This is a genomic window from Streptomyces rhizoryzae, assembly GCF_023155275.1.
Taxonomy (GTDB): Bacteria; Actinomycetota; Actinomycetes; order Streptomycetales; family Streptomycetaceae; genus Streptomyces; species Streptomyces rhizoryzae.
In genome coordinates, this window is the sequence record NZ_JALMUV010000007.1 from 96,138 (window position 1) to 114,100 (window position 17,963).

Annotated in this window: 18 protein-coding genes; 10 read left to right on the forward strand and 8 right to left on the reverse strand. The window is 75.8% G+C overall.

Going from position 1 to position 17,963, the window contains the following annotated elements:
* The first annotated feature begins 24 nt into the window (after positions 1 to 24).
* Entirely contained in the window at positions 25 to 756 is a 732-nt protein-coding gene (locus MUU72_RS08635) for a 3-keto-5-aminohexanoate cleavage protein (RefSeq protein ID WP_248012649.1), read from the forward strand.
* Between the two features lie 463 nt (positions 757 to 1,219).
* The gene (locus tag MUU72_RS08640) at positions 1,220 to 2,662 is read left to right on the forward strand and encodes an amidase (protein ID WP_248012560.1); all 1,443 of its coding nucleotides are present in this window, start codon (positions 1,220 to 1,222) and stop codon (positions 2,660 to 2,662) included.
* A 28-nt stretch (positions 2,663 to 2,690) separates the two neighbouring features.
* On the opposite strand, the gene soxR is transcribed toward MUU72_RS08640, so the two are convergent.
* Positions 2,691 to 3,263, reverse strand: a complete 573-nt coding sequence (gene soxR / locus MUU72_RS08645) for a redox-sensitive transcriptional activator SoxR (RefSeq protein WP_248012561.1) — start codon at positions 3,261 to 3,263, stop codon at positions 2,691 to 2,693.
* 128 nt (positions 3,264 to 3,391) lie between these two features.
* Between soxR and MUU72_RS08650 the strand changes: the two genes are divergently transcribed.
* The gene (locus MUU72_RS08650; protein ID WP_248012562.1) at positions 3,392 to 3,853 is read left to right on the forward strand and encodes a MaoC family dehydratase; all 462 of its coding nucleotides are present in this window, start codon (positions 3,392 to 3,394) and stop codon (positions 3,851 to 3,853) included.
* Positions 3,854 to 3,872: 19 nt separating this feature from the next.
* Here the strand turns inward: MUU72_RS08650 and MUU72_RS08655 are convergent, their stop codons facing one another.
* On the reverse strand, positions 3,873 to 4,496 hold the full coding sequence (locus tag MUU72_RS08655; RefSeq protein WP_248012563.1) for a TetR/AcrR family transcriptional regulator: 624 nt from the start codon (positions 4,494 to 4,496) through the stop codon (positions 3,873 to 3,875).
* A gap of 231 nt (positions 4,497 to 4,727) precedes the next feature.
* Here MUU72_RS08655 and MUU72_RS08660 point away from each other — a divergent pair, with 231 nt between their 5' ends.
* Both MUU72_RS08660 and MUU72_RS08665 read left to right on the forward strand, forming a co-directional pair.
* Positions 4,728 to 5,390 carry a TetR/AcrR family transcriptional regulator gene (locus MUU72_RS08660; protein ID WP_248012564.1) on the forward strand — a complete coding sequence of 221 codons (663 nt, stop codon included), beginning with the start codon at positions 4,728 to 4,730 and terminating at the stop codon, positions 5,388 to 5,390.
* Between the two features lie 52 nt (positions 5,391 to 5,442).
* A complete protein-coding gene (locus tag MUU72_RS08665; protein ID WP_248012565.1) occupies positions 5,443 to 6,432 on the forward strand; it encodes an urea transporter in 990 nt (329 codons plus the stop codon).
* A gap of 128 nt (positions 6,433 to 6,560) precedes the next feature.
* On the opposite strand, the gene MUU72_RS08670 is transcribed toward MUU72_RS08665, so the two are convergent.
* Positions 6,561 to 7,262 (reverse strand): TetR/AcrR family transcriptional regulator, encoded by a 702-nt coding sequence (locus MUU72_RS08670; RefSeq protein WP_372503039.1) that lies wholly within the window; start codon positions 7,260 to 7,262, stop codon positions 6,561 to 6,563.
* Positions 7,263 to 7,490: 228 nt separating this feature from the next.
* On the opposite strand from MUU72_RS08670, the gene hmgA reads away from it, so the two are divergent.
* On the forward strand, positions 7,491 to 8,825 hold the full coding sequence (gene hmgA, locus MUU72_RS08675; protein ID WP_248012566.1) for a homogentisate 1,2-dioxygenase: 1,335 nt from the start codon (positions 7,491 to 7,493) through the stop codon (positions 8,823 to 8,825).
* A gap of 36 nt (positions 8,826 to 8,861) precedes the next feature.
* Positions 8,862 to 9,611, forward strand: a complete 750-nt coding sequence (locus MUU72_RS08680; RefSeq protein WP_248012567.1) for a GntR family transcriptional regulator — start codon at positions 8,862 to 8,864, stop codon at positions 9,609 to 9,611.
* Between the two features lie 45 nt (positions 9,612 to 9,656).
* Here MUU72_RS08680 and MUU72_RS08685 read toward each other — a convergent pair whose 3' ends face one another.
* Positions 9,657 to 11,045: an MFS transporter gene (locus MUU72_RS08685; protein ID WP_248012568.1), complete on the reverse strand. Its 1,389-nt coding sequence runs from the start codon at positions 11,043 to 11,045 to the stop codon at positions 9,657 to 9,659.
* A 166-nt stretch (positions 11,046 to 11,211) separates the two neighbouring features.
* Here MUU72_RS08685 and MUU72_RS08690 point away from each other — a divergent pair, with 166 nt between their 5' ends.
* Entirely contained in the window at positions 11,212 to 12,468 is a 1,257-nt protein-coding gene (locus MUU72_RS08690) for a type ISP restriction/modification enzyme (RefSeq protein WP_248012569.1), read from the forward strand.
* 133 nt (positions 12,469 to 12,601) lie between these two features.
* Here the strand turns inward: MUU72_RS08690 and MUU72_RS08695 are convergent, their stop codons facing one another.
* Both MUU72_RS08695 and MUU72_RS08700 read right to left on the reverse strand, forming a co-directional pair.
* Positions 12,602 to 12,865: a hypothetical protein gene (locus tag MUU72_RS08695; protein ID WP_248012570.1), complete on the reverse strand. Its 264-nt coding sequence runs from the start codon at positions 12,863 to 12,865 to the stop codon at positions 12,602 to 12,604.
* 239 nt (positions 12,866 to 13,104) lie between these two features.
* Entirely contained in the window at positions 13,105 to 13,911 is an 807-nt protein-coding gene (locus tag MUU72_RS08700; RefSeq protein WP_248012571.1) for an SGNH/GDSL hydrolase family protein, read from the reverse strand.
* A 314-nt stretch (positions 13,912 to 14,225) separates the two neighbouring features.
* Here MUU72_RS08700 and MUU72_RS08705 point away from each other — a divergent pair, with 314 nt between their 5' ends.
* Entirely contained in the window at positions 14,226 to 15,464 is a 1,239-nt protein-coding gene (locus MUU72_RS08705; protein WP_372503040.1) for a S8 family peptidase, read from the forward strand.
* A gap of 194 nt (positions 15,465 to 15,658) precedes the next feature.
* On the opposite strand, the gene MUU72_RS08710 is transcribed toward MUU72_RS08705, so the two are convergent.
* Positions 15,659 to 16,402, reverse strand: coding sequence for a YoaK family protein (locus tag MUU72_RS08710; protein WP_248012572.1), 744 nt, complete (start codon positions 16,400 to 16,402; stop codon positions 15,659 to 15,661).
* A gap of 135 nt (positions 16,403 to 16,537) precedes the next feature.
* Positions 16,538 to 16,699, reverse strand: coding sequence for a hypothetical protein (locus MUU72_RS08715; protein WP_248012573.1), 162 nt, complete (start codon positions 16,697 to 16,699; stop codon positions 16,538 to 16,540).
* 150 nt (positions 16,700 to 16,849) lie between these two features.
* Between MUU72_RS08715 and MUU72_RS08720 the strand changes: the two genes are divergently transcribed.
* The gene (locus MUU72_RS08720; protein ID WP_248012574.1) at positions 16,850 to 17,962 is read left to right on the forward strand and encodes a DUF5925 domain-containing protein; all 1,113 of its coding nucleotides are present in this window, start codon (positions 16,850 to 16,852) and stop codon (positions 17,960 to 17,962) included.
* Position 17,963: the final 1 nt, after the last annotated feature.

A 17,963-nucleotide genomic window follows, 5' to 3' on the forward strand; every position in this document is an offset into this window, starting at 1 on the left:
GGCATCATCGCCGGTATGTTGCGCATGCTTCAGGTCTGTCTCAACGGCCCCCGCACGGCGGCCGATTCGGGGTCCGTGCCGGTGACGCCGGCCGCGCTCGCCGAGGCCGCGCGCCGGGCGGTCGCGGCCGGCGCCCAGGACGTCCACCTCCACCCCAAGACCCCCTGCGGCCAGGACTCCCTGTCGCCGCGGGTGGTCGGCCCGGCCGTGGCGGCCGTCCGGGAGGCGGTGGACGTCCCGGTGGGGGTGACGACCGGCGCCTGGGCCGAGCCGGACGCCCGGCGCCGCGCGGAGCGGATCGCGTCCTGGACGGTGCTGCCCGACCACGCCTCGGTCAACTGGCACGAGCCGGGCGCCGATACGGTCGCCGCCGCGCTGCTGGCGCGCGGTGTCGGCGTGGAGGCGGGCATCTGGGCCCGGACACCGGCCGCCGCCCGCTTCGCCGCCTCACCGCTGGCGCCGCGGGTCCTGCGGGTGCTGGCCGAGGTCATCGGCGACACCGACCCCGGCACCGCACCCGCCACCGCCCGCGAGCTGCTCGCCGAACTGGCCGCGATACCGCACGGCCGCCCGGTACTGCTGCACGGCCACGACGGCGGCGCCTGGCCGGTGCTGCGACTGGCCGCGGAGCTGGGCCTGGCCAGCCGCACAGGCATCGAGGACACCCTCACCCTCCCCGACGGCACCCCGGCCGCCACCAACGCCGAACTGATCACCTGCGCCCTGGAGCTGACGGGGGGACGGGCGGGGGTGTGAAAGGGGCGGGGCGGGCCGCAGCGGCACCGCGGGGGGGGACCCGGGCCGCCGCCGACGTGGCAGCGCCGCGCCACCCCCGCCCCGGCCCGTGGGGCGGGGGTGGCGCACACGGCGGACGCCGCACACACAGCGGGCCGGGCCCCCTCGCCTCGCCGGGTGGCGCTTCCCGGCCATTGTTCGGCGGGCGCGCCGCCGTATCCGGGGCCCGGGACGGCGGCCGGTTCGGTACGTTCGGGCCCGGTTGCGCCCGGGCCGGGCAGGCGCCGGGCCGCCGCCGCACCGCCCCGGCCGGGCCCGTCCGGCCGCGGGCGGCTGTCCCGATCACCCCGGCCCGCCCGTCCCGCCCCGCACACTGGAACAACTGTTCACGGGCTGATCACCGGCGGCCGCGCGCCCCGGCGCCGGCCCGCCCCGCCCGTACCGCGCACCGGACCGTACGGGCCCGACGAGAGGGTGGACGTCCATGGCCGAACTGCACGACCTGACCGCGCTCGAACAGGCCGCGGAGATCCGGTCGGGGGAACTGTCCCCGGTCGAGCTCACCGAGCACTACCTCGCGCGGATCGACCGGCTGGACGACTCCCTGGGCGCCTTCCTCACCCGCACCCCCGAACTCGCCCGCAAACAGGCCGCGGAGGCCGAGAGCCAGGCCGTCGCGGCCCGCCGGGAGGGCCGGGCCCTGCCGCCGCTGCACGGCGTCCCGGTGCCGGTGAAGGACCTCAACCACGTCGCCGGGGTGCGCTGCACGATGGGGTCGGCCGCGCTCGCCGACCACGTCCCGGACACCGACGACCACGTCGCCGCCGCGCTGCGCCGGGCCGGCACGATCATGCTCGGCAAGACCAACACCCCCGAGTTCGGGCTGCCCTGCTACACCGAGAACCGGCTCGCCCCGCCCGCCCGCACCCCCTGGGACCCGGCCCGCTCGGCCGGCGGCTCCAGCGGCGGGGCGGCCGCCGCGGTCGCCGGCGGCCTGGCGCCGGCCGCGCACGCCAGCGACGGCGGCGGCTCGATCCGCATCCCGGCGTCGGCGTGCGGCCTCTACGGCATCAAGCCCAGCCGCGGCCGGGTCAGCAGCGGCCCGCTGCTGCACGACGTCACGGGCCTGAGCACCTCGGGCCCGCTGGCCCGTACCGTCGCCGACGCGGCCGCGCTGCTCGACGCCATGGCCGGCGCCCGGCCCGGCGACCCGTACACCGCACCGGGCCTGCCGCCCGGCGAGACCTTCGCCGGGCAGGTCCGCAAGGACCCCGGGCGGCTGCGGATCGCGGTGCTCAGCCGGGCGCCGCTGCCGGACGTCGAGGTGCACCCCGACTGCCGGGCCGCACTCGACGAGACCGCCGCGCTGCTCGGTGCGCTCGGCCACGAGACCGAGGAACTGGCCCTCCCGGCCGACGACCGCATCCTGCACGCCTTCACCCGGGTCTGGTCGGTGACGGCCGCCCGCCGCCCCGTCCCGCCGGCCGGCGAGGAGCTGCTGATGCCGCTCACCCGCTACCTGCGGGCGCGCGGCCGGGAGGTCTCCGGCACGGACTTCGCCGCGGGACTGTTCGCCTTCCGGGAGCTGGCCCGCACCGTCGCCGAGGGCCTGATGCCCCCGGGCGCCGGCTACGACGTGATTCTCTCCCCCACCGTGGCCGCGCCGCCGCCGCCGGTCGGCGCGCTGCGCAACGACGCCGATCCGCAGGCGGAGTTCGCCGCGGTGGGCCGCTTCACGCCGTTCACCGCCTTCTACAACGCCACCGGCCAGCCCGCGGTCAGCGTCCCGCTGCACTGGAACGCCGAGGGCCTGCCGATCGGGGTGATGCTGGGCGGCCGCTACGGCGACGAGGCCACCTTGATCGCGCTCTCCGCCCAGCTGGAGGCGGCCCGCCCGTGGGCGCACCGCAAACCGCCGGTGTGGTGACCGGGCCCGGCGGCCGGGGCACCCGGCGCTAGCACTCCTCCCCCGGCCCGCGGGCCGGCTCCTGCCCGGCGGCGCCGCAGACCGGCGCGTCCGGGGCCCGGTCGCCGGCGCCGTCCTGTAGGGCCGGGGCCGGTTCCGCCGCGCGGCGGTCCCCCCGGAGGCGGCGCGCGCCGGGGCCCTGTTCGCCGAGGTTGTCGTAGGGGTTGGAGAGCGCGCACCGCTCCAGCGAGAGGCAGCCGCAGCCGATGCAGTCGGTCAGCCGGTCGCGCAGCTCGACCAGCTGGCTGATCCGCTCGTCGAGTTCGGTGCGCCAGACCTCGGAGAGCCGCGCCCAGTCCTGGCGGTTGGGCGTGCGCTCGTCCGGCAGCTCGGCCAGCGCGTCCCGGATGACCGCGAGCGGGATCCCGACCCGCTGTGCGGCCCGGACGAAGGCGACCCGGCGCAGCGCGTCGCGGGTGTAGCGGCGCTGGTTGCCGGCCGTCCGGGTGCTGCTGATCAGGCCCTTGGACTCGTAGAAGTGCAGGGCCGAGACGGCCGCGCCGCTGCGGGCGGAGAGCTGGCCGACGGTGAGCTCGTGAACCTTGAACGGAAGCTGGGGCACGCCGTCAACCCTACGGCCTGCCGGGGGGAACCCGGCCGGGCGCCGGGGGCCGGGGCGTTGACAGCGGACGTCCGCCCTCGCATGCTGAGCAAGCGCTTGGTTAAGACGGCTGAGGAGGCGGAGGCACGATGGCGGAGCCCCGGGTGTTCGGGTCGGTCGAGGAGCTGCGGGCGGCGGTCGGCGAGGAGTTGGGCCCCAGCGACTGGATGGCGGTCGACCAGCGGCGGATCGACCTGTTCGCGGAGGCCACCGGTGACCACCAGTGGATCCACGTGGACCCGGAGAAGGCCGCGGCCGGCCCGTTCGGCACGACCATCGCGCACGGGTACCTGACGCTGTCGCTGCTGCCGGTCCTGGTGCCCCGGCTGCTGCGGGTGGACAACGTCGCCATGGGCATCAACTACGGCACCAACAAGGTGCGTTTCCCCGCCCCGGTCCCGGTCGGCTCGCGGCTGCGGGCCCGGGCCCGGATCGCGGAGGTGGCCGAGGTGCCCGGCGGGGTGCAGCTGACCACGGTGGTGACGGTCGAGCGCGAGGGCGGCGAGAAGCCGGTGTGCGTGGCGGAGTCGGTCAGCCGCTTCCACTGGTAGGGCGGCCGGGCGGGCGCCGCTACGGGCGGGCGCCCACCATGCGCAGGACGAGGTCGGCGTAGCGCGCGCCGACCTCGTCGGGGGTGCGGGGGCCCTCGGCGGAGAACCAGCGGGCGACGTCCACGCACAGCGAGAGCACGGCCAGGGTGGTGCCGGGCACGTCGTCCACGGAGAACTCGCCGCTGTCCGTGCCGTCCTGGATGATCTGGCGCAGCAGCCGGTCGGTGCGGCGGCGCAGCCCGGCGATCTCGGCGTAGTGCTCCGCGCCGAGCGCCTGGAGTTCGTACTGGATGACCCGGGCGGTGGTGTGGTGCTCGGCGTGCCAGCGGGCGAAGGTCCGGACCGCGTCGCGGAGCCGTTCGGTGGGACCGCCCTCGGCTCCGGCGGCGGCTTCCATGATGCGCAGCGCCTTCTCGTGGCCGATGCCGCTGATGCGGTAGAGCAGCTCCTCCTTGGTCTTGTAGTGGATGTAGAGGGCGGCGGGGCTCATCCCGGCGCGGCCGGCGATGTCCCGGGTGGTGGTGGCGTGGTAGCCGCGCTCGGCGAACGCCCGGACCGCGGCGCTGACCAGCCGCCGCGCGGCGTCCGGGGTGACCCCAGCCCACTCGTCGCGCTCCTCCGCCGCCTGCTCGGCCGCACCCATCGCCGCTCCCGCTCTCGCTCCGCCAGGGGCCCTCCGCTGCCGGATCGAACACCATACCGCGCCACTGAGCAAGCGCTTAGGGCCCGTCCGGGGGCGGACGGGGCCGTCCGGCGGGCGGGGCGGACGGCGGGTGGGGCGGCGGCGGGCGGACGATTTCGCGGCCGGTGGAGGCCGCGGCGGTCCGTTTGCTCAGCGGCGCTGCCTTTCGTGGGCGGCCCTACCATGTGCGGCATGGCCCGACCCCGCAAGCCCCTGCTGAGCCGTGAGCGGATCGTCCGCACCGCGCTGGCGCTGATCGACGCGGAAGGGCTGGCGGCGCTCTCCACCCGGCGGCTGGCGGCCGAACTCGGCGTCAGCGGCCCGTCGCTCTACAACCACTTCGGGACCAAGGACGAGATCCTGGACGCGGTCGCCGACAGCGTGGTCGCGCAGGTCGACGTCTCGGTGCTGGCGGCCGGCAGCGACTGGCGGGCCGGGCTGCTCGCCTGGGCCCGCTCCTACCGCGCGGCGCTGGCTGCCCACCCGCACATCGTGCCGTTCCTCGCCCAGGGCCCCGGGCGTCGGCCCGCGGGGCTGAAAATGGCCGATGCCGCGTTCGGCGGGATGGTCGGGGCGGGGTGGCCGCCCGCGCTGGCCACCCGGGTCTGCGCGATGGTGCGGTACTTCGTCGCGGGCTCCGCGCTGGGCTCGTTCGCCCGCGGCTTCGTCGACGACCCCGCGGCCTACGACCCGGCGGCCTACCCGCACCTGGGCCGGGCGCACCTGCTCGCCGAGCACCAGCGGCGGGTGGACGAGGGCGCGTTCGAGGACGGACTGCTGGCGCTGGTGGACGGGCTGACGCTGCATCACCCGGAACTGGCCCCTCCCGGGAGCGATTTCAGGCCACGGATGTAAGGTGCATCAGTCCCTGGCGGGCAGGGACCCCATGCGTCCTGCGGGAGGCGGCATGCACCAGCCGAGTACGGTCCAAAAAGGGCCGGCGGCCAAGCGTTTCGATCTGTCGGCCACGGCCTCCGGGCGGTTCGCCCTGGAGGTGCTGCGCGGCCAGGCGCAGGTCGACTTCCTGCCCAGCGCCCTGGCCGGCCTGGTCTTCACCGTCGCGCTCTGCGCGGCCGGCTGGGAGTACGGGCTCTACGGCCTGATAGGCACGGCCGTGGGCACCGGTACGGCGCGCCTGCTCGGCGTGGACCGGGGCCGGGTCACGGCCGGGCTCGAAGGCTTCAACGCCTGCCTGGTGGGCGTCGCCTGCGCGGTCTTCCTCGACGCCGACCACCTCTCCACCCTGCTGATCGCGGTGGCCGCCGCCGCGGCGGTCACGGTCGTCACGGCCGCCGCCGCCCGGGTGCTGGGCACCTGGGGGCTGCCCACCTTCACCCTGCCGTTCTGCCTGACGGCCACCGCGCTGACCGTCGCCGCGCCCAGCTTCCGGCACGTCTGGCACCTGGAGGGCGGTCTGGCCGCGCTGCCGGGGGCCCCGTCCGGGCCCACCGCGCTGTCCTTCACCGACCTGTGGCACGCCTTCTTCACCAACATCGGCGAGATCTTCCTGATGCCGCAGTGGTACGTGGGCCTGATCTTCCTCATCGGCATCTTCGTCGCCGACCGCCGGCTGGGCGCCCTGGCCTGCGCCGGCAGCGCGGTGGCGATCCTGACGTCCTGGCTGCTGGGCGCCCCCGCCGACCAGGTACGGCAGGGCCTGATGGGCTACGACGCGGTGCTGGTCGCGATGGCGCTGGGCGGGGTGTTCCTGGTCACCGACGTCTGGAGCGTGGGCTACGCGCTGGTCGGCGCGGTCACCTCCACCGTGCTGAGCCCCGCGCTGGGCGCCCTCTTCGCCCCGTCCGGCGGCCACGCCTTCACCTGGCCGTTCGTCCTGGTGTCCCTGGTGTTCCTGGTGGCCGCCCCGGCCTTCCCGCGGCTCCGCCGGCCGGAGTGAGGCAGCAGCGGCCGGGGCGGGGCCCCGGCCGCCCGCCCGTAAGGGCCGGAAGAACGGCGCGCGCGAGGGCGCGCCGGGGCGTTCCCGGGGCGCACCCGCCCCCGCACCCCGCGCGGTGACGGCGGCGGTCAGGTCGCCGGCGGTTCCCCCGCCGCCTCCGGCGCGTCCAGGTACCGCGCCAGGTAGGCCCGCAGCAGCTCCTTGGTCTCCGTGACGATCGCCGGGTCGCCCGCCGGGTCGATGCGGAAGGCGAGTTGGAGCAGCGCGTCGGCGGTCTCCACGCCGACCAGGAAGGCGGTCCGCAGCCGTTCGCCGGCGGGGTCCAGGCCGAGCCGGCCGGCCAGCAGCCGCAGCAGCCGGTCGGCGACCTCGTAGTTGGCCTGCCGGGTCTCGCGCGGGGCGGGCACGGTGAACTCCACCAGGGCGAAGCCCGGCACGCTCCGCTTCATGGCGAGGTACTCGTCGATCACCACGTCCATCGCACCGCGCCAGCCGGCGGGCCCGGCGGACGCGGTGAGCCGTGCGGTGATCCGGTCGGCGTAGGCGTCGAGGTTGCGGCGGGCCAGCGCCTCGGCCATGGCGCGCTTGTTGGGGAAGAAGCGGTAGACCGAGCCGATCGGGACCCCGGCGCGGACGGCCACGGCACGGGTGCTGAGGTCCTCGTAGCCGGTCTCGTCGAGCAGTTCGGCGCAGGCGTCGAGGATCCTGGCCAGCCGCTGGGCGCTGCGCCGCTGGACGGGGGCGCGGCGCAGCAGGGCCGGGGCGGGCGGGGGCGGCGGGGCGGCGGGGGCGGCGGGCCGCCGGTCGGGCGGGGGCGTCACAGGCTGCACAGGGCCATCTTGCCCGGCCGGGGCCGAAGGGAGGCCCGGGCGGGGCGATCGGGCCGGGCCGGCCTGGCTTCCCCGCGTCCCCGGTGTCGCCCGTACGGGTCGGCGTCCCGTCGTTGACGCCCTCCCGCCGCAATCCTAAGGTCTTCCATAGGATTCGGCGCGGTGCCGTCTCCTGTGGTGCCTTGGATTCCGTGGACGTCTTGTTCCGTTGAGCGGCGGGAGCGTGTGATGACAGGTACGGCCAGCGAGCAGGCGAGGAAGGCGGCCGAAGGGCTCGCCTACTCCTCCGGCTTCGGCAACGAGCACAGCTCGGAGGCGGTCCCCGGCGCCCTGCCGGTCGGCCGCAACTCCCCCCAGCGGGCCCCCCTGGGCCTCTACGCGGAGCAGCTCAGCGGCTCCGCGTTCACCGAACCGCGGCACCACAACCGCCGGTCGTGGCTGTACCGCATCCGGCCGTCCGCCGCGCACCCGCCGTTCGCCCGCGCCAACCGCGGCGAGATCCGGTCCGCGCCGTTCACCGAGTGCCTGCCCGACCCCAACCGCATGCGCTGGGACCCGCTGCCCGAGCCCGCCGACCCGACGGACTTCGTCGACGGCCTGTGGACGCTGGGCGGCAACGGCGACGCCACCCAGCGCACCGGTATGGCGGTGCACCTCTACCACGCCAACACCTCCATGGTGCGGCGGGTGTTCGGCGACGCGGACGGCGAGCTGCTGATCGTGCCGGAGCGCGGCGGGCTGCTGCTGCGCACCGAGTTCGGGCTGCTGCGGGCCGAGCCGGGACACGTCGCGCTGATCCCGCGCGGGGTCCGCTTCCGCGTCGAGCTGCTGGACGCCACCGCGCGCGGCTACGTCTGCGAGAACTACGGCCGCCCCTTCGAGCTGCCCGCCCTCGGCCCGATCGGCGCCAACGGCCTGGCCAACCCCCGGGACTTCCTGGCCCCGGTCGCCGCCTACGAGGACGTCGAGGAGCCGGTCGAGGTGGTCGGCAAGTTCTGCGGCCACCTGTGGACGGCGACCTACGACCACTCCCCGCTGGACGTCGTCGCCTGGCACGGCACCCACGTCCCGTACGTCTACGACCTGCGCCGCTTCAACGTCATCGGCTCGATCAGCTACGACCACCCCGACCCGTCGCTGTTCACCGTGCTGACCTCGCCGTCGGACACCCCGGGGCTGGCCGGCACCGACTTCGTGGTCTTCGCCCCGCGCTGGCTGGTGGGCGAGGACACCTTCCGGCCGCCGTACTTCCACCGCAACGTGATGACCGAGTACATGGGCCTGATCGAGGGCGCCTACGACGCGAAGACCGGCGGCGAGGGCGGTTTCGTGCCGGGCGGCGGCTCGCTGCACAACATGATGTCCGCGCACGGCCCGGACCGCGAGACGTTCGAGCGGGCCAGCGCCGCCGAGCTGGTCCCGCAGAAGATCGACGACGGACTGGCGTTCATGTTCGAGACCCGCTGGCCGCTGACGCTGACCGAGCAGGCGCGGGACGCCGGGCACCGGCAGCGGGGCTACGACGACGTGTGGCAGGGTCTCCAGCGCCATTTCCGCCCGTAACCGGCCGGGACCAGTCCAGCAGACCGGGGATCGCCCTTGACCACGTTCGCTCCCGACTCGCTCGCCCTGAACCGCAAGCTGCCCCTGTGGTACCAGGTCTCGCAGTCCCTGCGCGCCTCCATACTGGGCCGCTCGCCCGACGCACCGCTGCGGCTGCCCACCGAGGACGCGCTGGCCGCGCACTACGGCGTCAGCGTGCTGACGATGCGTCAGGCGCTCAAGGAGCTGGAGGCGGAGGGGCTGATCAGCCGGCACCGGCGGCGCGGCACGTTCATCGAGCCGCACGCGCGGCGCGGTGCGCCGGTGCGGCTGCTGGGGTCGGTGGACGCGATCGTGGCCCAGCAGTCCGGGATGCGCACCGCGCTGCTGGAGCACGGGCCGGTGCCGGTCCCCGCGGAGCTGGCCGGGTACTTCCCCGACCTGCCCGAGGTGGCCGGCTACCGGCGGCTGCGCAGCGACGAGGAGACCGGCGAACCCACCAACCACGCCCGTAACTACGTCCGTCCGGACGTGGCCGCCCGGATCGACCCGGCCGACCTGGAGCGGTGGCCGATGACGAAGGTGCTGCGGGACGCGGTGGGCGTCCGGATCGGCCGGATCACCGACACCGTCGAGGCGCGGCTGGCCGACCCGGAGACCGCTCGGCTGCTGCGGGTGCCGCTGCTCAGCCCGATCCTGCACTACACCGGCGTCACCTACGACGCGTCCGGGCGGGTGCTCGACGTGGCGCTGATCCACTACCGGGGCGACCGGTTCTCGTTCACCGTGACGCTGGACGCGCACTGAGCCACCGGGCCGCCGGGACCCGGTGGTCCGGGGCGCCGGTGCCGGTCAGATCCGCTCCAGGCTCCGCCCCGTCGTGCGCGGCCCCAGCAGCCCCACGTCCAGGCAGAGCATCACCATCAGCACCGCGGAGCCGGTGAACACCGCGGCCGGGCCGAGCGCGTGCAGCACCGCCAGCGCGACGAACGGCAGCACCACCGAGGTCAGCCGGGACAGCGCGTAGGCGATGCCGATCGCGCTGCCGCGCAGGCCGGTGGGGAACAGCTCGGTCTGGTAGACGTGGAAGGCGTTGGAGAAGACGTTGCTGCACACCGTCAGCAGGGCGCCGAAGGTGACGATCGCCCAGGTGGCGGTGGCGAGGCCGAACGCCAGGCCGCAGCCGGCGATACCGAGTGCGGCGGCGATGATCAGGGTGCGGCGCTCGATCCGGTCGATCAGCGGGACGGAGAGCGCCGAGCCGACCGGGTAGCCGCAGTAGCTCAGCGCCGCGTAGAGCAGCGAGTCGGTGACGGTGTGGCCCTTGGCGGTGAGCACCACCGGCGCCAGGGAGCCGAAGCCGTAGTAGCCGACGGTCTGGAGGACCTGGAAGATCCACCACATCACCGTCCGGCGCCGGTACTCGCCGCGGAACAGCTCCCCCAGCGGCACCCGCCGCTGGGGAGGCTCCGCGGTCTCCGGGACGGACGGCAGGCTGGTGCCGGTCTCCGCCGCCACCCGCCGCTCGATGCCGGTCACGATCCGGTCGGCCTCCGCGGTGCGGCCGCGCACCGCCAGCCAGCGCGGCGACTCGGGCAGCCGGCGGCGCATCAGCTGGAGGAAGGCCGCGCCCAGCGCGCCGGCGACCAGCAGCCAGCGCCAGCCGTCGACGCCGAGGACCTGCTGCCCGGCCACCAGGCGGGCGCCGAGCAGCGCCGCCGCCGGCACGCCCAGGAAGCCCAGCGTGTAGGCGCCGGCGAGGTAGCGGCCGCGCACCGCCCGGGGCAGGAATTCCGCCAAATAGGTGTCGACCAGGACGAGTTCGGCGCCCAGCCCGAGGCCGGCCAGGAAGCGCAGCACCACCAGCCCGACCAGGTCCGGGGCGGCCGCCGCGGCCAGGGAGAAGAGCGCGTAGCCGCCGAGGTTGACCAGGAACATCCGGCGCCGCCCGAACCGGTCGGCGAGCACCGACAGCACCCCGGCACCGGCGAACATGCCCAGGAACCCGGCGGCGATCACCCAGGACCTGTCGGTCGGCCCGAGCGCCCAGCGGTCGGCCAGGACCGCGGCGAGCACGCCGCCGAGGAAGATCTCGTAGAGGTCGAAGAACGCGCCGATCCCGACGACGAGGGTGAGCCGGCGGTGCCAGCGGGACGGCGGCAGCCGGTCCAGCCGGGCGGCCACCCGGGCCGCGGTGGGCGCCCCTGCGCGCAGCCCGGTCGGGGGCGAGGTGTCCGTCATGGGCGGTCCTCCCTTGGCAGGCGTACGGCCAGGACCGTACTCGCCAAGATCACCGGGCGGAAGACGGCGGTCACCCGGTGGGCGGGCCGGAGCCAGGCGCGGTGAACGGCGGCCGGGCCCGCCGCTACCATGCCGGGGGCAACCAACGGTCCGGGAGGGGCTGCGCGTGACGGCGAAGCAGGGCGCGCCAGGGTGCGACGCGCCACGGCTGTCCGATCTGATGCCGTGGTCCGTGCCGCCGCTGCGGCTCGGCCGGTCCTGGGTGATGGCGCCCGATCCGGGCACGCTGCGGGCCCGCTGGCAGGCGCTGGCCGGCGCCGGGGACCTCGCCGACCGCGCCCGGCTGTTCCGCCCGACCCGGGCCCGCACCCTGGACTCCGCGGTCGGCCAGCTGCCCGGGCAGCGGACCGCCACCGCGCGGCTGTCCCGGGCGGCCGGGCCGTGCCCGGAGCCGGTGCGGGTGCTGCACGGCCCGTTCGACCGGCAGTGGCTGCTGCCCGACCACCGGCTGATCGACGCGGCCCGCCCGGAGCTGTGGCGGGTGGCCGACGAACGCCAGCTGTTCCTGGTGGAGTTGGGCCAGGTCCCGCAGGTGCCGGGCCCGGCGGTGGTGTGCTCCGCGCTGCTGCCGGACGGCCGCTCCCCGGCCGGGCGCCCCGGCCGGATCCGCCCGCTCTACCGGCGGCCCGGCGCCGCCGAGCCCAACCTCGCCCCCGGCCTGGCCGCCCTGCTCGCCGCCCGGCTGGGCCGCCCGGTGCGCCCGGCCGGCCTGCTGGCCTGGATCGCGGCCACCGCGGCCGCCTCCCCCGGCGGCACCGTCGTACCGCTCACCGCCGACCCGGCCCTGTGGGAGCGCGGAGTGGCGCTCGGCGCCCGGCTGCTGTGGCTGACCACCTGGGGCGCGTACGCGGGCGAGGGCGGGGAAGGGCCGGCCGGGCGGCCGCGGCTGCCGGGCGGTCGGCGCCCCTACGTGCGGGCCGCCCTGCCCGACCGCGGCCTGCCCGCCACCCTGGACTACGACCCGGACGCGGAAGCGCTGCTGCTCGGCGGCGGCCGGATCGCGCCGGTGCCGGAGGGCGCCTGGGCGTTCCACGCCGGGGGCGGGCGGGTGCTGACGGAGTGGTTCGCGCGGCGCGCCGGGGCGGACCCGGACGGGGCGGACGGACTGGCGGCGCTGCGGCCGGGCAGCTGGCCGCAGGAGTGGACCTCGGAGCTGCTGGAACTGGTCACCGTCCTGGCGCTGCTGGCCGAAGCGGAGCCGGAGCGGGCGGAGTTGGGGCGGGCGGTGGCGGACGGTCCGCGGATCGGGGCGGCGGACCTGCGGGCGGCGGGGGTGCTGCCCGTACCGGCCGCGGCGGCCCGTCCGGCGTCGGTCCTCGGCCATCAGGAGGAAGGCCCGGAGGGGCAGTTCGCGCTCTGGTGAGCCAGGGTGCGCGGAACACGTGGAACCACCCGCCACGCACGGGGTGACGGGTGGTGCGAGGAAGACGCCGGGCGGCTGTGCCGGGCCGGGACGGTGGGTCGCCGGAGCCTGTCGGTACCGCTGTGCGGACGGCTCAGCCGTGGCCGCCGAAGAGCGACCGGCGCAGCCTGCTCAGCGGTGCGAACAGCGACACCCGGTGGCCGCGGCTCTTCCTCATGCGCGCGTGGTCACGCGCGGTGAGCTCCTGCATCAGCGACGTGGCGCCCTCCACCTCGCGCTGCGGGATGGCGGGACCGCCGAGCACCGCGAGATGGCGGTCCAGCCGCGCGCTGGACGCGCCGCTCCCGCATGTGATGGCAGGGACCCGCGCCCTGCTGCGCACTGTTATCTGTTCCATGACTCTCCCCACCCGTACGAGGGCACCCGGCCAACGGGCAGGGTAACCCTATCTCTCTTGGAGGACACGCGTGCAGACCGGTCAACGGATTCACCTGCCATGCCTTGACGTTGACGAACACCATACGGAATGTCACGTACGGCGTGTGTGCCAGGGCGAGTTGAGGGACCACGGAGGGCGGCCGGGGCGGGTCGGGCGGGAGGAGGGGCGGGCCTCCTCCGCGCCCTGTGCGCGGAAGATCACGCAGCGGAGCCGAACACCGGGAGGTAGCCGCCGGACTGCCCGGCCGCGGTGGGGTGGTAGGACTCGTCGACCGGATAGGTCACGCTGTGCAACCAGGGGCTGCCGGAGCACAGCTCGTGGCCGGCGAAGGTGGGGTTGACATCGGCGAAGCGGAAGCCGTGGTCGGCGGCGCGCTTGGCGATGACGCCGTTGATGTCGTCGGCGGCGGCGTTCACGGCGGCCCGGGACTTCTCCGACAGACCGGCGGAGCAGACGCCGTTGAGCTTGTAGAAGTGCGGGTAGCCCAGGGCGACGACCCGGGCGGCGGGCGCCTTGTTCGCGATGGCCGTGTACACGGTGTCGAGCTTGCCGGGCAGGGTGTTCTCGATATAGGTGCGGGCCTGGGCGATGCGGGCCAGGCAGGCGCTCTCGCCCTGGAGGGCGCAGGTGGTCATGGTGTCGGCGAAACCGGCGTCGTTGCCGCCGATGGTGATGCTGACCAGGCTCGTGGCGGAGTTCAGCGGGCCGAGCTGGCCGCTGAGGACATCACCCGTACGGGCGCCGGAGCAGGCGGTGAAGGAGAACGTGGCGGGGGTGTGCGCGGCCGCCCAGAGGGCCGGGTAGGACTTCGTGCTGCGCTTGCACGAGCCGCTGCCGCTGTCGTAGCTGCCGGCGCCGACACCGGCGGAGTAGGAGTCGCCGAGGGCCACATAGCCCCCGGCGACGGGGAGTTGGGCGGACGCCGCGGCGCTCGCGCCGGTGAGCGTGAGCGCCGCGGTGACGGAGCAGGCGGATGTCAACGCCGCAAAACGGGACAGTCTCATGGAACCTCCCATAGCAGGATCTCTGCGCGATCCGTCGTACCAAGAGATCGGCGTGGCCGGAAGTGTCCATGCCAAAAGTCGTACAGCGTTCATGGCAAATCTGCCGGTCTGCCAGTTTCTTCACTGCGGCGCCATTGCCTGCCCATGACGTGAATATGACATCCCGTTGGAACTCTTGATACCGGCGTGCGACTCGTCGAATCTTTTGACGACCGGTCACGGCACGACGGGTGGCCGGCCGCTCGCGTACCACCCCGTACGCCCACCCCGCGCGTGCACCACGGCGCGCCACCGATGAGGAGGACTCCCTCGCGATGGCAGTGATGCGTTCCACCACCCCCCAGGCCGCCCGGCGGCGTACCACCGCCCTGCGGACCGCCGTGGCGGTCACCGCGGCCGCGGCCGCCGCCACCCTCGGCGCGCCGGCGCTGCCCGCCCAGGCGGCGCCCGCCCAGGGCACCGTCGTCGGCGCCGGCGCCGCGGACGCGGTGCCCGGCAGCTACCTCGTCACCCTCAAGGGCGGCAGCGGTCTCAAGGCCGCGTCGGCGGACGGCCGCGGGCTGATCGCGGCCTACGGCGGCACCGTCAAACGCACCTACACGGCCGCGCTCAACGGCTACGCCGCCGCGCTGTCCGAGGCGCAGGCCAGACGGCTGGCGGCCGACCCGGCCGTCGACCGGGTCTTCCAGGACCGCACGGTGCACGCCCTGGACACCCAGAGCAACCCCCCGTCCTGGGGCCTGGACCGGATCGACCAGGCGAAGCTGCCGCTGGACAAGCAGTACACCTACCCGACCACGGCCGGCTCCGGCGCGACCGTGTACGTCATCGACACCGGCGTGCGGATCTCCCACCAGGAGTTCGGCGGCCGGGCCGCGAACGGCTACGACGCGATCGACAACGACAACGTCGCCCAGGACGGCAACGGCCACGGCACCCACGTCGCGGCCAACATCGCCGGCAGCTCGTACGGCGTCGCCAAGAAGGCGAAGATCGTCGCGGTGCGGGTGCTGAACAACTCCGGTTCCGGCACCACCGCCCAGGTGGTCGCGGGCATCGACTGGGTCACCAAGAACCACAAGGGCCCGTCGGCGGCGAACGTGTCGCTGGGCGGCGGCCCGGACGCGGCGCTGGACACCGCCGTGCAGAACTCCATCAAGAGCGGCGTGACCTACGCCATCGCGGCCGGCAACTCGGGGGCCGACGCGCAGAACTACTCCCCCGCGCGGGTCCCCGAGGCGATCACCGTCGGCGCGACGACCTCGGCCGACGCCCGCGCCTCGTACTCCAACTACGGCTCCCGGGTGGACCTCTTCGCGCCCGGCAGCAGCATCACCAGCGCCTGGAACACCAGCGACACCGCCACCAACACCATCTCCGGGACCTCGATGGCCACCCCGCACGTCGCGGGCGCCGCCGCGGTCTACCTCGCCGGGCACCCCACGGCCACCCCGGCCCAGGTCGCCACGGCCCTGGTGAACGGCGCCACCTCCGGGGTCGTGACCAGCCCCGGCAGCGGCTCGCCCAACAAGCTGCTGAAGCTCGTCCCCTGACGGGCCGCCCGCCGGCGTCCCGCTGACGGCCCGTCGGGACGGCCCCCGCGCGGGGCCGCCCGGCGGGCACGTCCGGCAGGCACGTCCGGCAGGCACGTCCGGCAGGGCAGGTGTCCGGCAGGGAACGTCCGGTACGGGTCGCCCGCGCGGCGGCCCGTACCGGACGCGCGCCCGCGCGGGGCGGCCGCCTCCGGTCAGCCGTCGGCGCCGCGCCCGTGGGACAGGCCGGGCACCAGCAGGGCGGTGGCCGCGACGGTCACCGCCGCCAGCAGCACCACCAGCGGCGTACGGGTGCCCAGCCCGATCAGCCAGGCGCCCAGCAGCCCGCCGCCGAGCATCGCGCCGACCGAGCCGATCCGGCGCGGCAGCAGCCCCGCGCGGTAGCCCAGCCGCCGGTCGCCGCCCAGCGGGGAGGCGCTCATCAGCGCCGTCATCACCCGGGTCTCCACCGTCGTGGTCAGGTCCGGGGTGGCCACGCGCAGCGCGGTGACGTTGCGCACCCCCATCGCCACCGCCATCAGCGCGATGACCGCGAACCGCCGGCCGGCCGGCCAGTCCTGGGCCGGCCCGGCGTCCCAGCCCGCCGCGGCGGCACCCGCCAGCAGCGCCGCCTCGGCCAGCAGCGCCACCGGGAACCACGGCCGCCGCCCGCGCGCCAGGGTGGACTCCATCCGGGCCCCGAGCGCCGCGCCGGCCAGGAACGCGCCCAGGGACACCGCCGGGGCGGCCACCGGCAGGCCGCCGGGCAGGGACGCGCCCCCGGCCGGGCGGGGTTCGAGACTGGGGGCGATCCCGAAGCCGAGGAAGAGCAGGTTGCCGGTCTGGGTCGCGGTGAAGACGTGGCCCAGCGTCAGGAAGCTGGCCGCGTCCAGCACCCCGGTGACCACGGTCAGGCACACCATGATCGCCGTCAGGGCGGCTCCGCTCGGCGGCTCCACGGCATCGGCTCCTTCCCCCGGGCACCGGGGTCGGCGTGCTGCCAGTCTCCGGGCGCCCGGTGCCGCACCGGGCCATTGCGCCGTCTGTGGGCGGCCCGTCCCGACGGGCCGTCAGCCCGGCGGCGGGCCCCGCGGTCACCCTCTCGCGCCGCACATCACCAGCAGCAGCGCCAGCGCCGCCACCCCGACCACCACCGCCACCCCGAAGGCCGTCCCCCGGCACCCCGGCAGCCGCCCGCGGTCCGCGCGCTCCGGCCCGTCCGGCCGCCCCTGACGTTCGCCACCACCACGTCGCACGGCGGACCACCCTAGGGCGGCCCCGCAGGGCGCGCACAGGGCGCGTTCCGGCGCGCGTCCCGGCCGCGGACAACCGGCCGCGGCACCGGCCCGCGGCGCGGCGGCGAAATTCCGTGTACGCGGCCGGGCGGTGTGCCCGATCATGGCGCCATGTGTGCCGACCGCGCCCCGTCCGGCCGCCCCGGGGAAGCCCTCCCGCTGCGGCTGACCATGGACGACAGCGACTCCCCCGCCGATGTCGTCGACGCCCTCCTGCTGGGCCGGTTCGCCACCGGCGAGCAGCCGTACGCCCGCAGCCGCACGGTGGACCGGGTCAAGCCGGGGCTGTCGCTGCTGCCGGCCGGGGTGCGGGTGCTGCGGTCGGCCCGGGACGACGACCGCAGCGCCGTGCTCGCCGAGGGCGACGGCTTCACCCTGCTGGTCTCCCGCTGGCGGGGCGGCGCCGACGTGACGGTCACCGCGGTCACCGACGAGCTGGCCGGGACCGTGCTCGGGCAGGCCGCGGACGGCGCCGAGGACGAGCCCGAACCGCAGCCGGAGCACGTGCCGATGGGCTTCTGGCACTTCTCTCCGCGCCGCGGCCCGCACCGCACGTCCCGGCAGATCACCGCCGGGCCCTGGGAGGAGGTGCGGGCCAACTACACCGCGCCGGTGGCCCGGGCGCTGGACCGACTGATGGAGGTCTCCCCGGACGGGATCGCCGGCCGGCTGCTGCTGCTCCACGGCCCGCCCGGTACGGGCAAGACCTCCGCGCTGCGCACCCTGGCCCGGTCCTGGCGCGAGTGGTGCCAGGTGGACTGCGTGCTGGACCCCGAGCGGCTCTTCCACGACGTGGGCTACCTGATGGACATCGCCCTGGGCGAGGACGACGGCGCGGGCCGGGGCCGCTGGCGGCTGCTGCTCCTGGAGGACTGCGACGAGCTGATCCGCGGCGAGGCCCGGCACACCGCGGGCCAGGCGCTGTCCCGGCTGCTCAACCTCACCGACGGCCTCCTGGGCCAGGGCCGCAACGTCCTGGTCGGCGTCACCACCAACGAGGACCTGGAGCGGATGCACCCGGCGGTGGTCCGGCCCGGCCGCTGCCTGGCCCGGATCGAGGTCGGCCCGCTGACCCGCGCGGAGGCGGTCTCCTGGCTCGGCACCGAGGACGGCGTCGGCCGCGACGGCGCCACCCTGGCCGAGCTGTACGCGCTCCGCCGCGGCACCCGCCCGGCCGCGGTCCCCGCCCAGGAGCAGGGGGCGGCGGCGGGACTGTACCTGTGAG

Excerpts from the sequence above, each read along its gene's own strand:
- MUU72_RS08635 (WP_248012649.1), top strand. The coding sequence starts at position 25 with ATGCTTCAGGTCTGTCTCAACGGCCCCCGCACGGCGGCCGATTCGGGG.
- MUU72_RS08640 (WP_248012560.1), top strand. The coding sequence starts at position 1,220 with ATGGCCGAACTGCACGACCTGACCGCGCTCGAACAGGCCGCGGAGATC.
- MUU72_RS08650 (WP_248012562.1), top strand. The coding sequence starts at position 3,392 with ATGGCGGAGCCCCGGGTGTTCGGGTCGGTCGAGGAGCTGCGGGCGGCG.
- MUU72_RS08655 (WP_248012563.1), bottom strand. The coding sequence starts at position 4,496 with ATGGGTGCGGCCGAGCAGGCGGCGGAGGAGCGCGACGAGTGGGCTGGG.
- MUU72_RS08660 (WP_248012564.1), top strand. The coding sequence starts at position 4,728 with ATGGCCCGACCCCGCAAGCCCCTGCTGAGCCGTGAGCGGATCGTCCGC.
- MUU72_RS08665 (WP_248012565.1), top strand. The coding sequence starts at position 5,443 with ATGCACCAGCCGAGTACGGTCCAAAAAGGGCCGGCGGCCAAGCGTTTC.
- hmgA (WP_248012566.1), top strand. The coding sequence starts at position 7,491 with ATGACAGGTACGGCCAGCGAGCAGGCGAGGAAGGCGGCCGAAGGGCTC.
- MUU72_RS08685 (WP_248012568.1), bottom strand. The coding sequence starts at position 11,045 with ATGACGGACACCTCGCCCCCGACCGGGCTGCGCGCAGGGGCGCCCACC.
- MUU72_RS08695 (WP_248012570.1), bottom strand. The coding sequence starts at position 12,865 with ATGGAACAGATAACAGTGCGCAGCAGGGCGCGGGTCCCTGCCATCACA.
- MUU72_RS08700 (WP_248012571.1), bottom strand. The coding sequence starts at position 13,911 with ATGAGACTGTCCCGTTTTGCGGCGTTGACATCCGCCTGCTCCGTCACC.
- MUU72_RS08705 (WP_372503040.1), top strand. The coding sequence starts at position 14,226 with ATGGCAGTGATGCGTTCCACCACCCCCCAGGCCGCCCGGCGGCGTACC.
- MUU72_RS08720 (WP_248012574.1), top strand. The coding sequence starts at position 16,850 with ATGTGTGCCGACCGCGCCCCGTCCGGCCGCCCCGGGGAAGCCCTCCCG.